Annotated in this window: 11 protein-coding genes; 4 read left to right on the top strand and 7 right to left on the bottom strand. The window is 72.5% G+C overall.

The genetic code is table 11. The features are described 5' to 3' along the window. Nucleotides 1-100 precede the first annotated feature (100 nt). The 4 genes from ABGA99_RS24255 to ABGA99_RS24270 all read left to right on the top strand — a co-directional run bounded on the left by ABGA99_RS24255 (nt 101) and on the right by ABGA99_RS24270 (nt 5,414). Nucleotides 101-886, top strand: coding sequence for an IclR family transcriptional regulator (locus tag ABGA99_RS24255; RefSeq protein WP_347579593.1), 786 nt, complete (start codon nt 101-103; stop codon nt 884-886). 130 nt (nt 887-1,016) lie between these two features. Then, entirely contained in the window at nt 1,017-1,853 is an 837-nt protein-coding gene (locus ABGA99_RS24260; RefSeq protein ID WP_347579610.1) for an SMP-30/gluconolactonase/LRE family protein, read from the top strand. Nucleotides 1,854-1,860: 7 nt separating this feature from the next. Then, nucleotides 1,861-2,727 (top strand): aldo/keto reductase, encoded by an 867-nt coding sequence (locus ABGA99_RS24265; protein WP_347583414.1) that lies wholly within the window; start codon nt 1,861-1,863, stop codon nt 2,725-2,727. A gap of 158 nt (nt 2,728-2,885) precedes the next feature. Then, complete coding sequence (locus ABGA99_RS24270) at nt 2,886-5,414, top strand: glycoside hydrolase family 172 protein (protein WP_347579591.1); 2,529 nt, start codon at nt 2,886-2,888, stop codon at nt 5,412-5,414. Between the two features lie 77 nt (nt 5,415-5,491). On the opposite strand, the gene ABGA99_RS24275 is transcribed toward ABGA99_RS24270, so the two are convergent. The 7 genes from ABGA99_RS24275 to ABGA99_RS24305 all read right to left on the bottom strand — a co-directional run bounded on the left by ABGA99_RS24275 (nt 5,492) and on the right by ABGA99_RS24305 (nt 13,976). Continuing rightward, entirely contained in the window at nt 5,492-6,682 is a 1,191-nt protein-coding gene (locus ABGA99_RS24275) for an aldose epimerase family protein (RefSeq protein WP_347579590.1), read from the bottom strand. A gap of 49 nt (nt 6,683-6,731) precedes the next feature. After that, complete coding sequence (gene mmsB / locus ABGA99_RS24280; RefSeq protein ID WP_347579589.1) at nt 6,732-7,946, bottom strand: multiple monosaccharide ABC transporter permease; 1,215 nt, start codon at nt 7,944-7,946, stop codon at nt 6,732-6,734. Further along, nucleotides 7,943-9,550 (bottom strand): multiple monosaccharide ABC transporter ATP-binding protein, encoded by a 1,608-nt coding sequence (mmsA, locus tag ABGA99_RS24285; RefSeq protein ID WP_347579588.1) that lies wholly within the window; start codon nt 9,548-9,550, stop codon nt 7,943-7,945. Before mmsA ends, mmsB begins: the two co-directional genes overlap by 4 nt. Further along, a complete protein-coding gene (chvE, locus tag ABGA99_RS24290) occupies nt 9,547-10,665 on the bottom strand; it encodes a multiple monosaccharide ABC transporter substrate-binding protein (RefSeq protein WP_347579587.1) in 1,119 nt (372 codons plus the stop codon). The genes mmsA and chvE overlap by 4 nt, the downstream gene beginning before the upstream one ends. Nucleotides 10,666-10,670: 5 nt before the next feature. Next, complete coding sequence (locus ABGA99_RS24295; protein WP_347579586.1) at nt 10,671-11,738, bottom strand: hypothetical protein; 1,068 nt, start codon at nt 11,736-11,738, stop codon at nt 10,671-10,673. 77 nt (nt 11,739-11,815) lie between these two features. Next, nucleotides 11,816-12,832 (bottom strand): alcohol dehydrogenase catalytic domain-containing protein, encoded by a 1,017-nt coding sequence (locus ABGA99_RS24300; protein WP_347579585.1) that lies wholly within the window; start codon nt 12,830-12,832, stop codon nt 11,816-11,818. Continuing rightward, a complete protein-coding gene (locus tag ABGA99_RS24305; RefSeq protein ID WP_347579584.1) occupies nt 12,825-13,976 on the bottom strand; it encodes a mandelate racemase/muconate lactonizing enzyme family protein in 1,152 nt (383 codons plus the stop codon). Before ABGA99_RS24305 ends, ABGA99_RS24300 begins: the two co-directional genes overlap by 8 nt. Nucleotides 13,977-14,038 lie beyond the last annotated feature (62 nt).

Below are 14,038 nucleotides of genomic sequence, written 5' to 3' on the forward strand. Positions count from 1 at the left end.
TCCGGTCCCCATTGCCCGCCGTGGAGGCGGACGTTACGCTGCGTTCGTCATTTCGATAACTGGTCGAGATTTCGGACCTTCGAGGGGTGGGTGAGCGCGCATGGGGCGACTCGTACCGGCCGTGACGCGCGCTCTCGACATCCTAGAGCTGTTCCTCGACCGGGATGCGACGCTCTCCGCTCCCGAGATCACCCGGAAGCTGGGCCTGCCCAGGACCACCGTGCACGAGCTGGTCACCACCCTGGCCGCCCGCTCCTACCTCGGCGCCGTCCCCGGCCAGCCCGGGCGCTACCGCCTGGGGGTACGCACGTACCAGCTCGGCAGCACCTTCGGCGAGCAGCTCGATCTCGCCGCCGAGGGCCGGGAGGTGGCCCGCGAGGTCGCCGAGACCTGCGACGAGACCGTGCACATCGCGATCCTGGAGGACACGGACGTCATCTACATCGCGAAGGTCGACAGCACCCGCGCGGTCCGGATGGTCTCCGCCACCGGCCGCCGGCTGCCCGCGCACTGCACCGCCGTCGGCAAGATGCTCCTCGCCTCGCTGCCCGAGCAGGCCCTCGACGCGCGGCTGCCGGAGAGCCGGCCGCTGGTCGCGATGACGGACCGCAGCCTCACCTCCGTACGCGAACTGCGCCGCCACCTCGCCGGGGTGCGCGAGCGCGGCATCGCCGTCGAGGAGCGCGAGTCCAACCCGGACGTGAGCTGCGTGGCGGCGCCCGTGCACGACTCCGCGGGCCGGGTGGTCGCCGCGCTCAGCATCTCGGTGCCGATGATCCGGTGGAGCGGGGAGCGCAGGGACGAGCTGGCGGAGCTGGCCGCGAAGGGCGCGGGCCGGCTGTCCGGGCGGCTGGGCCACCGGGGCGGCGGGACCGGAGCCGAGTGAGCCGCGGACGTGGCCGGGACGGCGGGCCGGGGCGTACCCGGGACGCGCGCCCGGGACGTACGCGGGAAGTGAGCCGGGGACGCGCCCGGAGACGAGAGCCGGGACGTACCCGGGAAGGAGCCAGGTGACGATGCTGGACGTGGCCGTACGCACGCGCGCCGAGCTGGGCGAGGGACCCACGTGGGACCCCGCGGCCGGCCTGCTGATCTGGGTCGACATCCTGGGCGCCCGCATCCACGCGTACGACCCGGCCACCGGCAGGCGCACCGTGCAGACCACCGAGCAGCACGTCGGATCCGCCAAGCCGCGCGCCGGCGGCGCCGGTTACGTCGTCAACCTGCGCGACGGCGTCGGGCTCTACGACGCGGACGGCGCCTTCCGGTGGCTCGTCCACGAGCCGGTCGCCGGCCGCCGCGGCAACGAGGCGATGGTCGCCCCGGACGGCGCCCTGTGGGCGGGCACCATGCGCTACGACTCCACCCCCGGCGGCGGCACCCTGGCACGCGTCACCGGCGACGGCACGCAGACCGTCGTCCTGGACGACGTCACCGTCAGCAACGGCACCGGCTGGAGCCCGGACGGCCGGCTCATGTACTACACCGACACCCCCACGGGCCGCATCGACGTCTTCGACACGGACGGCGCCGGGGTCACGGGGCGGCGCCTGTTCGCCGCCGTGGAGGACACCCCGGGCTCGCCCGACGGGCTGTGCGTGGACGCCGAGGGATATGTGTGGGTCGCGCTGTGGGACGGCGCCGCCGTCCGCCGGTACGCCCCGGACGGCACCCTGGACCGCACGGTGGAGGTGCCCGTACGCCGCCCCACCTCCTGCGCGTTCGGCGGCCCGGAGCTGACCGACCTGTACGTCACCTCCTCGTCGCTGGCGGACACGCATCCGCTGGCGGGTTCCGTGCTGGTGCTGCCGGACGCGGGCCGCGGGCTGCCGCAGGCGCCGTTCGAGGGGTGAGGCACGGATGACGGGCGGAACGTTCCGTATCGGCGGGGACCTGGAGGTCGGCCGGCTCGGGTTCGGCGCGATGCAGTTGCCGACCGGTCCCGCGGAGGCGCGGGCGGCGTCGGTGGCGGTGGCGCGGCGGGCGGTGGAGCTGGGCGTCACGCTGATCGACACGGCGCACCTGTACGGCGGCGGCGCCAACGAGGAGCTGCTCGCCGAGGCGCTGTACCCGTATCCCGAGGGGCTGTTGATCACCACGAAGGTCGGCGTCGCCCGGTCTGCCGAGACGGGGCAGTGGGGGCTCGACGGCCGGCCGGAGGTGCTGCGGGAGCAGGTGGACCATGCCCTGCGGCGGCTGCGGGTGGAGCGGATCGAGCTGCTGCAACTGCACCGCATCGACCCGGAGGTGGACATCGCCGAGCAGTTGGGGGCGCTGCGGGAGCTGCAGGAGGCGGGGAAGGTCGCGCGGCTGGGGCTGTCGGAGGTGACGGCCGGGGAGCTGGCGCGGGCGCGGGAGCTGGTGGACGTCGCGAGCGTGCAGAACCGCTACAGCGTGGGCGACCGGGAGCACGAGGCGGTGCTTGAGGCGTGCGCGGCGGCGGGGATCGCGTTCCTGCCGTGGCGCCCGGTGCTGGGCGCGGTGCCGCCGGCGCCGGACGCGCCGGACGCCGGGGGGCCCGAGGCTCCGTACCGGGTGATCGGGGAGGTGGCCCGCGAACTCGGCGCGACGCCCGTGCAGGTCGCGCTGGCCTGGCTGCTGGCGCACTCGCCGGTGGTGCTGCCGATCCCGGGGACGGCGAAGCTCGGTCACCTGGAGGAGAACGTCGCGGCGGCGGCCGTACGGCTGGAGCCGGTGCATCTGGAGCGGCTCGACGGGCTGGCGTGAAGCCCGCGGGGCTGCGGCCCCCGTTCGTGAAATCGATTGCGTGCCGCAGGGCTTGACAGCCTGGGGGTTCAACTCCTGCTCTGTACGCACCCCTTGACCGACCCCGGGACCGCGCCTAGCTTCTCGTGAAATCGATTTCGAGAAGACTGGGAGGCACCGTGGACAGACATGGCCGGATTCGCGGCGGCATCGCCGCCCTCCTCGCCGTGGTGACGGCGCTGGCGACCGGGGGCCTGGCGGCGGCCGCGCCCGAGGCGCCCGAGCCGCGCGGCGGTCCTGACCGGGGTGCCGGCAAGGGGCCCGTGGGATGGGACACCTACCGGCAGCTCGACCTGCTCTCCGACCTGCCGGCCGGGGTGCACACCAAGCAGTTCTCCAGCTTCGACCGCACCGGCGGCAACGCGCACGACGGCTTCGACGGCAAGTACTCCTGTCTGCGTACGACCGACGCCGGCTGCGTCATCGCCGAGCAGTCCGGGGCCGGCGAGATCGGCGCCATCTGGTTCACCCGCGACGAGGGCGACGTCAGCAGGACGGGCAGGATCACGATCGAACTCGACGGCGAGAAGGTCGTCGACGCGCCGCTGCAGGACCTGGTCGACGGCAAGCTCGGCGCCCCCTTCGTCAGCCCGCTGGTCGCCAACGCCGACCAGACGTCCGGCGGCGTGGTGGTCGAGGTGCCGATGCCGTACCGCGAGTCGATGCGGATCACCACCGAGCACAACCCGCTCTTCCACCACGTCTCGTACCGCACCTTCGCCGACGCCGAGGGCGTCGCCACCTTCGACCCGGACGACCCCGCCGCCGACGTCGTCGACACCCTGCGCGCCGCCGGCACCGCCGACCCCAAGCCGGCCCTGCCCGGCGCCCGCACCCAGCGCACCGGCCTCGCCCTCGCGCCCGGCGCGTCCCAGACCCTCGCCCGCGCCGACCGGCCCGGACTCCTCACCGAACTGCGCCTCAAGCTGCCGCAGGCCCCGTACGTCCGGCCGCGCAGCGAGACCGACGACGGCAGGGCGTACGGCGCGGGCGGCGGCAGCGAGTTCACCCTCGCGATCGACCCCGCGAACGACGGTGTGCGGCTCACCCGCCGCTACGACCCGATCATCGCCCACCAGGTCGCCACCGTGTACGTGGACGGCCGCGAGGCCGGCACCTGGGGCCCGACGCCGCAGGCCGGCGGCGGGCTGTGGGGCGAGGAAAGCGTGGAGCTGCCCGCCGGACTGACCGCCGGCAAGTCGGAGATCACCGTACGCAACGCCTTCGTCTCCTCCGACCTCGACGTCAACGAGTTCACCTACTGGGCCGACAGCCGCGTCGGCGGCGAGACACGCCGCACCGACACCATGGACGTCGGCGACGCCGCCGCCGAGACCGCCCACGGGTACGCCATCACGGCGCCGAACTGGCAGGGCGTGCGCACCTACGACTACCCCCTCGGCGACGACGAGCGCGCCGAACTCGCCGCGGCCCAGGACGTGCTCCAGGGCCTGCGGCTGCGCGCCACCTTCGACGGCGAGCGCACGGTGGACGCCCCGCTCGGCGAGTTCTTCGGCTCCGGCCACGCGACCGCGCCCGTGCGTGCCCTGATGTACGGCATCGATGCGGAGGCCGCGGGCGGGCCCGCACTCACCTCCTGGTGGCCCATGCCGTTCGCGCGGAACGCGAAGGTCGAGCTCTACAACGGCTCCGGCACGGCGATCACGTCCGGCACCGCCGAGGTCACCGCCGCCCCGTCCCGCAGCCACGCCCAGGCCGTCGCCTCCGGCGACGCGGGCCGCTTCCGTGCCACGTCCCACGCGGGGCCGACGGTACCGGGGGAGAGCTGGGACTTCCTCGCGACGGCCGGGACCGGCAAGTTCACCGGCGTCACCCACACCATGACCGGCGAGCTGAACCGCAACTACCTGGAGGGCGACGAGCGGGTCCACGTCGACGGCGCCCGCACCCCGCAGCTCCACGGCACCGGCACCGAGGACTTCTACCAGAGCGGGTGGTACTTCAACCGCGGCACCTACGCCCAGCCCTTCAACGGCAACCCCACCCACCTCGGCCCGCCCACCGGCTGTGCGGCGGACCGGGACTGCACGGGCACGTACCGGCTGATGATCCACGACGCGGTGCCGTTCACCCGGGCGATCGACTTCGACATCGAGCACGGCTTCGTCAACGACAAGCAGGCGGACTACTCGACGACCGCGTACTGGTACGGCGAGAAGAAGGCGACCGCCGCGAAGACCGACACCCTGGACGTGGGCGACCCGCAGAGCGAGAAGGCCCACGCCTACACCTCGGACGCCCCGGGTGAGGTCACCGAACTGGACTCCGTCTTCGAAGGCGACGCCGAGCACCCGCGGCGCCTCACCGCCGGCACCCGCGCCACGACGGCGCCGGTCAGCTTCACCCTGCGCGTCGACCGGCGCAACGAGGGCGTGGAACTGCGCCGCACGAGCGACCAGGCGGCGCCGTACCAGCGCGCGGCGGTGGAGGTCGACGGCAAGCGGCTGCCGGACTGGCTGCAGCCGCTGGGCAACACGGAGCGCCGCTGGCTGGACGACACGTACCAGATCCCGGCAAGCGCGACGGCGGGCAGAAGCGAGATCACGGTGACGCTGACACCCTCGGCGGACGCCCCGCCGTGGTCGGCGGAGTCGTACGAGGCCCACACCCTGCGCGACGCCGGCTGACCTCGTCCGCCCCCGTCCGGCGGGGGACAGCGGGTGGCCGTCCCGGCACGGGAGGGCCACCCGCTCGTGTGCACGGGTCAGTTGGTGCCGAAGGAGTGCACGGTGGTGGAACGGTACGTGTCGCCGGGCCGGAGAACCGTGGAGGGGAACGACGGCTGGTTCGGCGAGTCGGGGAAGTGCTGGGTCTCCAGACAGAAGCCGTCGCCCTGGCGGTAGACCCGGCCCGAGGTGCCGGAGAAGGAGCCGTCGAGGAAGTTGCCGCTGTAGAACTGCAGGCCGGGTTCGGTGGTGGCGATGCTCATCGTGCGGCCCGAGGACGGCTCCCGGACCGTGGCGACGCGTTCGGGGGCACGCGTGATGCCCTTGTCCAGGACCAGGTTGTGGTCGATGCCCTTGCCGTAGAGCAGTTGCCCGTGGTCGTCGCGCAGGTCCGCGCCGATCGTCTTCGCGCGCCTGAAGTCGAAGGGGGTGCGGGCGACCGGGGCCAGTTCACCGGTGGGGATGAGGCCCGCGTCGACGGGGGTGTAGCGGGAGGCAGCGATCCGCAGCTCGTGGTCGTAGACGTCGCCGCTGCCCTCGCCGGCGAGGTTGAAGTAGACGTGGCTGGTGAGGTTGACGACCGTCGGCTCGGAGGTGGTGGCGGCGTAGTCGATGCGCCAGTCGCCCTCCGCGGTGAGGGTGTAGTCGACCCTGGTGGTCAGCGCGCCCGGGTAACCCATCTCGCCGTCGCCGCTGACGTAGCGCAGCGTCAGGCCCACGCCCGCGGCGGAGGTGAACGGCTCGACGTCCCACACCCGCTTGTCGAAACCCTTGTCGCCGCCGTGGAGAGTGTGGTCGCCGTCGTTGAGCGGCAGTTGGTAGGTCCGGCCGTCGAGGGCGAAGCGGCCTGCGTCGATGCGGTTGCCGTAGCGTCCGATGAGGGCGCCGAAGTACGGACTCAGGGCGACGTAGTCGCCGAGGTCGCCGAAGCCGAGCGACACGTTGGCGTATCGCCCGTGCCGGTCGGGCAGTTCGAGGGACTGCACGATGCCGCCGTACGACAGCACCTTGAGCCGGGTGCCGCCGTTGCTCAGCGTCCAGCGGTCCACGCGGGTGCCGTCGGCCAGCCGGCCGAACGGCTCGCGCACCGGCTGACGGGGGCGGCTCGCGGTGTCCGCCGCGGCGGGGGCGGCCAGGCCGGCGGCGGCGAGGCCGCCGGCCGTGGCGGCGAGTAAGGTCCGTCTGCTGGTCGCCGAAGTCGCCGCGACCGGGGCTCGGTCCTGGGTCATGTCGATGCATCTCCTCATTGAGGGAAGGGGCAGGCACACGAGTCACGCGCTACGCGCCCGCCCGGCGTTTGTTCCAGATGTCGAAGCCCACCGCCGCCAGCAGCACCAGGCCCTTGATGACCTGCTGGTAGTCCGTGCCGAGGCCGACCAGCGACATGCCGTTGTTCAGCACGCCCAGCACCAGGCCGCCGATGACCGCGCCGAAGACCGTGCCGATGCCGCCGCTCATCGACGCGCCGCCGATGAAGGCCGCGGCTATCGCCTCCAGTTCGAACATCTCGCCGGCCTTCGGGACGCCCGCGTTCAGGCGGGCCGCGTAGACGCAGCCGGCGAGGGCGGCGAGGACGCCCATGTTGACGAAGACCAGGAAGGTGACGCGTTTGTCCTTGACGCCCGACAGCGTGGCCGCCGCCTTGTTGCCGCCCAGGGCGTAGACGTGGCGGCCCACGACGACGTTGCGCATCACGTAGCCCAGGGAGACCAGCAGGCCCGCCATGATCAGCAGGACGACCGGGACGCCGCGGTAGCTGGCCAGGATCAGGGTGGCGGCGACGACCGCGGCGACGATGAAGGCGCACTTGCCCAGCCACAGGGGGTACGGCAGGACGTCCAGTTCGTACGAGAGCTGGCGGCGGCGGTCGCGCCACTCCTGCCAGAGCAGGAACAGGCCGACGCACAGTCCCAGCAGCAGGGTGAGGTTGTGGTAGTTGGTGTCCGGGCCGGCTTCGGGGAGGAAGCCCTGGGCGATGTTCTGGAAGCCCTTGGGGAAGGGGGACAGCGACTGGCCTTCGAGCACGATCTGGGTGAGGCCGCGGAAGACCAGCATGCCCGCCAGCGTCACGATGAACGACGGGATGCCGACGTACGCGATCCAGAAGCCCTGCCACGCCCCCGCGGCCGCGCCGATCAGCAGCGAGCACACCAGGGCCAGCGGCCACGGGAAGTCGTGGTTGACCATCATCACCGCCGCCATGGCGCTGACGAAGGCGACCAGGGAGCCGACCGACAGGTCGATGTGGCCCGCGATGATGACGATCATCATGCCCATGGCCAGGATCAGGATGTAGCTGTTCTGCTGGAGGATGTTGGAGACGTTGCGCGGGAGCAGCAGGGTGCCGTCGCTCCATATCTGGAACAGCACCACGATCAGGCCGAGCGCGACGAGCATGCCGTACTGCCGCATGTGGGTGCGCATCGCGGCCTGCAGCGCCGCGGCCAGGGCGTTCGGCGCCCCGGAGCGCTGGTCCTTGGTCACCGGGCTCATCCCTCGCCCCTCACGTGCATGGTCATGTGGCGCATCAGGACTTCCTGTGTGGCCTCGGCCCGCGGGATCTCGCCGGTGAGGCGGCCCGCGGCCATGGTGTAGATCCGGTCGCACATCCCCAGCAGCTCGGGCAGTTCGGAGGAGATGAAGACCACCGCCTTGCCGCGGGCGGCCAGGTGGCCGATGACGGTGTAGACCTCGTACTTGGCGCCGACGTCGATGCCGCGGGTGGGCTCGTCCAGGAGCAGCACCTCGGGGTCGGCGTGGATCCACTTGCCGAGGACGACCTTCTGCTGGTTGCCGCCGCTGAGGCGGCCCACGGTCTCGAAGACCGTCGGGGTCTTGATGTTCAGCGACGTGCGGTAGCCCTCGGCGACCCGGCGTTCCTCGTGTTCGTCGACCGCGCCGCGGCGGCTGAGCTTGTGGAGGGAGGGGAGGGTGATGTTGCGCATGACGTTGTCGATGAGGTTCAGGCCGTACGTCTTGCGGTCCTCGGTGACGTACGCGATGCCGTGCCGGACCGCGTCCGGGACGGTCCGTACGTCGGCCTCCCGGCCGTCGACCCGGACCACGCCCGCCTCGTACCGGCCGTAGGAGCGGCCGAAGACGCTCATCGCCAGCTCCGTGCGGCCCGCGCCCATGAGGCCCGCGATGCCGACGATCTCGCCGCGGCGGACCTCGATCGAGACGTCGTCGACGACCTTGCGTTCGTGGTCGATCGGGTGGCGTACGGTCCAGCCCTCGACGGCGAGGGCGACTGTGCCGGCGCCGGGGCCGCCGTAGCGGGAGCGGGCGGGGAAGCGGTGGTCGAGGTCGCGGCCGACCATGGCGCGGATGATGCGGTCCTCCGACAGGCCGCTGTCCCCGGCCCCGGCCCCGCTCTCGTCACCGTCCCCGGTGCCGGCCCCGGACCGTACCGCCAGCGTCTCGATCGTCCGGCCGTCGCGCAGGATCGTCACCCTGTCCGCGACCTGCCGGATCTCGTTCAGCTTGTGCGAGATGAGGATGCACGCGATGCCCTGGTCCCGGAACTCCCGGATGAGGTCCAGCAGTTTGCGGCTGTCCTCGTCGTTGAGGGCCGCGGTGGGCTCGTCGAGGATGAGGAGCTTCACCTCCTTCGACAGCGCCTTGGCGATCTCCACCAACTGCTGCTTGCCGACGCCGATGTCCGCGACCCGCGTCTGCGGCTTCTCCGCGGCAAGACCGACGCGCGCCAGCAGGCGGGCGGCGGCGCGCAGCGTCTCGTTCCAGGAGATGACCTTCAGCCGCCGGCTCGCCTGCTCGTTGCCGAGGAAGATGTTCTCGGCGATCGACAGGTACGGCACCAGCGCCAGCTCCTGGTGGATGATGACGATGCCGCGATCCTCGCTGGCCCTGATGTCGCGGAACGCGCACGGCCGGCCCTCGAAGAGGATCTCGCCCGTGTAGCTGCCGTGCGGGTGGACGCCGCTGAGGACCTTCATCAGCGTCGACTTGCCCGCGCCGTTCTCGCCGCAGACGGCGTGGATCTCGCCGGGCGCGACGGTGAGGTTCACGCCGTCGAGGGCCGTGACGCCGGGGAAGGTCTTGGTGATGGCGCGCATGTCGAGGACCGCAGCGGTCACGTGAGGTCCCCGGCCTTGTAGTAGCCCTCCTCGACCAGCAGGTCCGTGTTGGTCCTGTCGATGCTGACGGGATCCAGCAGGAAGGCGGGGACGACCTTGACGCCGTTGTCGTACGTGTCGGTGTCGTTGATCTCCGGCTCGCCGCCGGTGAGCGCGGCGTCGGTCATCTGCACGGCCTGCTTGGCGAGTTTGCGGGTGTCCTTGTAGACGGTCTGGGTCTGCTCCCCGGCGATGATGGACTTCACCGACGCCAGCTCCGCGTCCTGGCCGGTGACCACGGGCAGGTCCTTGCCGCCGCTGCCGTAGCCCGAGCCCTTGAGCGAGGAGAGCACGCCGATGGAGATGCCGTCGTACGGCGACAGCACGGCGTCGACGTCCTCGGCGCCGTAGTTGCCGCTGAGCAGGTCGTCCATGCGCTTCTGCGCGGCGCTGCCGTCCCAGCGCAGCGTGGTGACCTGGTTGAGCCCGGTCTGGCCGGAGCGGACGGTGAGCTGTCCGGAGTCGAGGTACGGCTGGAGCACGGCCATGGCGCCGTCGAAGAAGTAGCGGGTGTTGTTGTCGTCGGGGGAGCCCGCGAACAGCTCGATGTTGTACTCGGCGCCCTTGTCGGCGTCGAGCTTCAGCGCGTCCACGATGTACTGGCCCTGGAGCCTGCCGACCCGCTCGTTGTCGAACGAGGCGTAGTAGTCGACGTTCTCCGTCTCCAGGATCAGCCGGTCGTACGCGATGACGGGGATGTCCGCCTCCTTGGCGTCGGCCAGCACCTCCGTCAGCGAGGTGTTGTCGATCGCCGCGACGACGAGCGCGTCCACGCCCTTGGTGATCATGTTGTCGATCTGCGAGACCTGGTTTTCGACCTTGTCCTCGCCGTACTGCAGATCGGTGTCGTAGCCGGCGGCCTCGAACTGCTTCACCATGTTCTCGCCGTCGGCTATCCAGCGCTCCGACGACTTCGTGGGCATCGCGATGCCGATCGTGCCGCCCTCGGCGCCGCCCTTCTTCTCCTCGCTGCCGCCCTCGCTGTCCTGGCCGCAGGCGGCGAGGGCGAGGGCGAGCGCGGACACGGCGGCGGCGGTGCGCAGACGGGCGGCTCGGGAGGTGCGGGGGGTGCGCATGGCGGTCAGATCCCTTCGGATACGGAGGCGGAGGAGGACTCGGAGGCGGACTCCGAGGCGGAGGCGGACTCGGGAGCGGGGGAGGGAGAGGCAGCGCCGGCGGAACCGGCCGCGGGGCCGACGCCGGACCCGGCACCCGGGAACCGGCGCAGCACGCCCGGCAGCCGGGATCCCGGCGGCGACATCGCGTCGCCCGCGCCGAGCCGGTCGAGGAGGTCCAGCACCAGCCGCCCCCGGCGCACCCGCTCGCGCGCGGTGGCGATCACCATCTCGCGCATGTGGGCCCCGTACGGGTAGATCCCCGGGGCCTTGGACAGGCCGAACTTCAGGTACAGCGGCGCCCCGCGGCGGATCAGCTCGGCCGCGTCGTACATCCGCACGAAGCCGCCGAGGTCGTCGGGCGCCTCCACGTACAGGTCCATCGGCGCCGCGCTGGCCCGGCGGATCTCGGTGAGCTGCTGGAGCGAGAGGTCCGAGGGGATGTTGAGCGAGTCGGCGCCGAGCCGTTCCCACACCGCGTACGCGGCGGGGTTCACCGGGCCGACGAGCGCGGAGACCTTGAACGTGGTGTGCGCGGGCAACTCGCCGATCTCGCGCAGCCCGTGCAGCAGCCACAGCACCCCCTCGTCCGCGACGAGCAGGCACCGCACGCCCAGCCGGGCGGCGCGCAGCGCGTCCTCCACACAGCCGGCGAGCTGGTCGTGCCCGCGGGCCCGCAGCCCCGCGCCGCCGGAGAGGCTGCGGGTGGCGGCGCCGGTGTCCCAGGTGCCCCGCGGGCCGGTGAACAGCGACAGCTCGATGCCCCGCGCCGCGCAGGCCGCGACCATCTCGGCGATCTCGGCGTCGGTGAGCATCCACACGCCGCTGCCCTGGCTGATCCGGTGGACCGGCACGCCGAGGCGGGTGCTCTCCTCCAGCACGGCGGCCAGCGCCTCCGGGCCCTCGACGGACGGGATCTCGGTACGCCAGCGGCCCCCGTCGGGGAAGGCGTGCGGCGAGGTGTCGGCGGGGTCGGGCGGCGGGGCCGCGAAGCCGAGGCGGCCGAGGGCCGGTTCACCGGGAGCGTGAGGCACGGTACTCCTTCGTTCGTCATATCGGACGTCGTTCGGTTTCGTACCGATGGGAAGGCCCACGGCGGCCACGCACGCACCTACGGCCGCAGCAGCACCTTGCCCACCGCCGGATCCCCGCCGCCGACCAGGCCGACGGCCTTCTCGTACGCGTCCAGCGGCAGTTCGTGCGTGATCAGCGCCGCCGGGTCCCACTGCCCCGCGCCGAAGGCCCGCACCGCGTACGACCACGCCGCCGACGAGGCGCCGAAGACCCCGTACACGGCGACCTGCCGCATCGCCAGCTCCACCGGATCGACCCCCGCCGCCCCGCCCGCCGGGATGCCGGCGACCACGGCCCGCCCCCCGCGCCGTGCCAGCGCCACCGCTGCCACCGCCGAGCGCCGCGCCCCCGCCGTCTCCACCACCATGTCGTACGTCCCCGCCAAACCCGCGGCAGCGCCGGGTGCCACCGTCCGGGCGCCGAACCTCCGTGCCACCTCGGCCCGTTCCCCCCGCGGCTCCACCACCAGCAGCTCCGCCGGCGAGTACCGCGCGAGCAACTGCACCGCCAGCAGCCCCAGCGTCCCGCCGCCCACGACGGCCACCCGCTCACCCGGCAGCGGCCCTCCGCGCAGCACCGCCGCCGCGGCGACGGCCGCCGGCTCCAGCAGCGCGGCGGCGCGCAGGTCGGCGGCGTCGTCCAGGACGTGCAGCAGCCGCGCCGGCACGGTGACCGACTCCGCGAACGCCCCGGCGCGGGTGAACCCCGTCTCGTCGTACGGCCCGGCGCACAGGTTCGTCTCGCCGGCCCGGCAGCGCGCGCACACCCCGCAGCAACGGAACCCCTCCGCGACCACCGGCCGCCCGGCCAGCGCCCCGTCGACGCCGGGCCCGACGGCCGCCACCGTCCCCGACCACTCGTGGCCCGGCGTCAGCGGGTACGTGACGTAACCGGCCGGCCGGGTGCCGTCGTACACCTCGCGGTCGCTGCCGCACACCCCGGCCGCGTACACCCGCACCCGCACCTCGCCGGGGCCGGGCGGCGGCGACGCCACGCTCTCGACCCGCGCCCGCCCCGGTTCGCGCAGCACGACCGCACGATGGGACTCAGCCATCGGGGTTCCTCTTCTCCCAGCCTTCCGCCCACAGGTCGAAGTGCGCCCGCTGCTGGGGGAACTCCGCCGCCGCGTCGGTGTCCAGCTCCACCCCCAGGCCCGGCGCCTCGGAGCGCGTGAAGTAGCCGTCGACCACCTCGGGCGCGCCCTTGACCACCTTCTTGATCTCGGCGTCGGCGAAGTCGTTGAAGTGCTCCAGGACCTTGAAGTTGGGTGTGCAGAAACCGACCTGCAGGGAGGCGGCGGTCAGCACCGGGCCGCCGACGTTGTGCGGTGCGAGCAGCACGTAGTGGGTCTCGGCGGTGGCGGCGAGTTTGCGCGTCTCCAGGATGCCGCCGACGTGCCCCACGTCCGGCTGCACGATGTCCGCGGCCTGGCTCTCGAACAGCTCCCGGAACTCGATCCGGTCGTGGATCCGCTCCCCGGTCGCCACCGGCAGGTCCACCCGCTGCGCGACCTTCGCCAGCGCCTTGAGGTTCTCCGGCGGCACCGGCTCCTCCAGCCAGGCCGGCCGGAACGGCGCCAACTCCCGCGCCAGCCGCACCGCTGTGGCCGGGGAGAAGCGGCCGTGCATCTCCAGCATCAGCTCCGTCTCGTCGCCGACGGCATCGCGCACGGCCTCGATGAGGGAGACCGCGTAGCGGGATTCGGCGTGGTCCAGCTCGAAGCGGCCCGCACCGAACGGGTCGATCTTCAGCGCCCGGTAGCCGCGCTCGACCACCCGGCGGGCGGCCTCGTGGTACGCCTCGGGTGTGCGCTCGGTGGTGTACCAGCCGTTGGCGTAGGCCTTGACCCGGTCGGTCACCGCCCCGCCGAGCAACTGCCACACCGGCACGCCCAGCGCCTTGCCCTTGATGTCCCAGCAGGCCGTTTCCACGCACGCGATCCCCGACATCACGATCTCGCCGGCCCGGCCGAAGTCGCCGTACTTCATCCGGCGGACCAGATCCTCGATCGCGAACGGGTCGGAGCCCGCGATGTGGTTCACCTCCGCTTCGCGGAGATAGCCGACCAGGGCGTCGGTGCGGCCCAGCATCCGGGTTTCGCCGACCCCGGTCAGGCCCGCGTCGGTGTGGACCTGGACGTAGGTCAGGTTCCGCCAGGGGGTGCCGACGACGTGCGTGCTGATTCCCGTGATGCGCACGGCTGGTGACTCCTTCAGCGCGTTCGAGATTTCGTCAGGCGTTCGAAATTCTGGCGAGACAC

Origin of the sequence: Streptomyces sp. B5E4, from assembly GCF_039871555.1 — a bacterium.
Classification (GTDB): Bacteria; Actinomycetota; Actinomycetes; order Streptomycetales; family Streptomycetaceae; genus Streptomyces.

Coding starts and splice junctions, on each gene's coding strand:
- ABGA99_RS24255 (WP_347579593.1), top strand. CDS start 101: ATGGGGCGACTCGTACCGGCCGTGACGCGCGCTCTCGACATCCTAGAG.
- ABGA99_RS24265 (WP_347583414.1), top strand. CDS start 1,861: ATGACGGGCGGAACGTTCCGTATCGGCGGGGACCTGGAGGTCGGCCGG.
- ABGA99_RS24275 (WP_347579590.1), bottom strand. CDS start 6,682: ATGACCCAGGACCGAGCCCCGGTCGCGGCGACTTCGGCGACCAGCAGA.
- ABGA99_RS24300 (WP_347579585.1), bottom strand. CDS start 12,832: ATGGCTGAGTCCCATCGTGCGGTCGTGCTGCGCGAACCGGGGCGGGCG.
- ABGA99_RS24260 (WP_347579610.1), top strand. CDS start 1,017: ATGCTGGACGTGGCCGTACGCACGCGCGCCGAGCTGGGCGAGGGACCC.
- mmsB (WP_347579589.1), bottom strand. CDS start 7,946: ATGAGCCCGGTGACCAAGGACCAGCGCTCCGGGGCGCCGAACGCCCTG.
- chvE (WP_347579587.1), bottom strand. CDS start 10,665: ATGCGCACCCCCCGCACCTCCCGAGCCGCCCGTCTGCGCACCGCCGCC.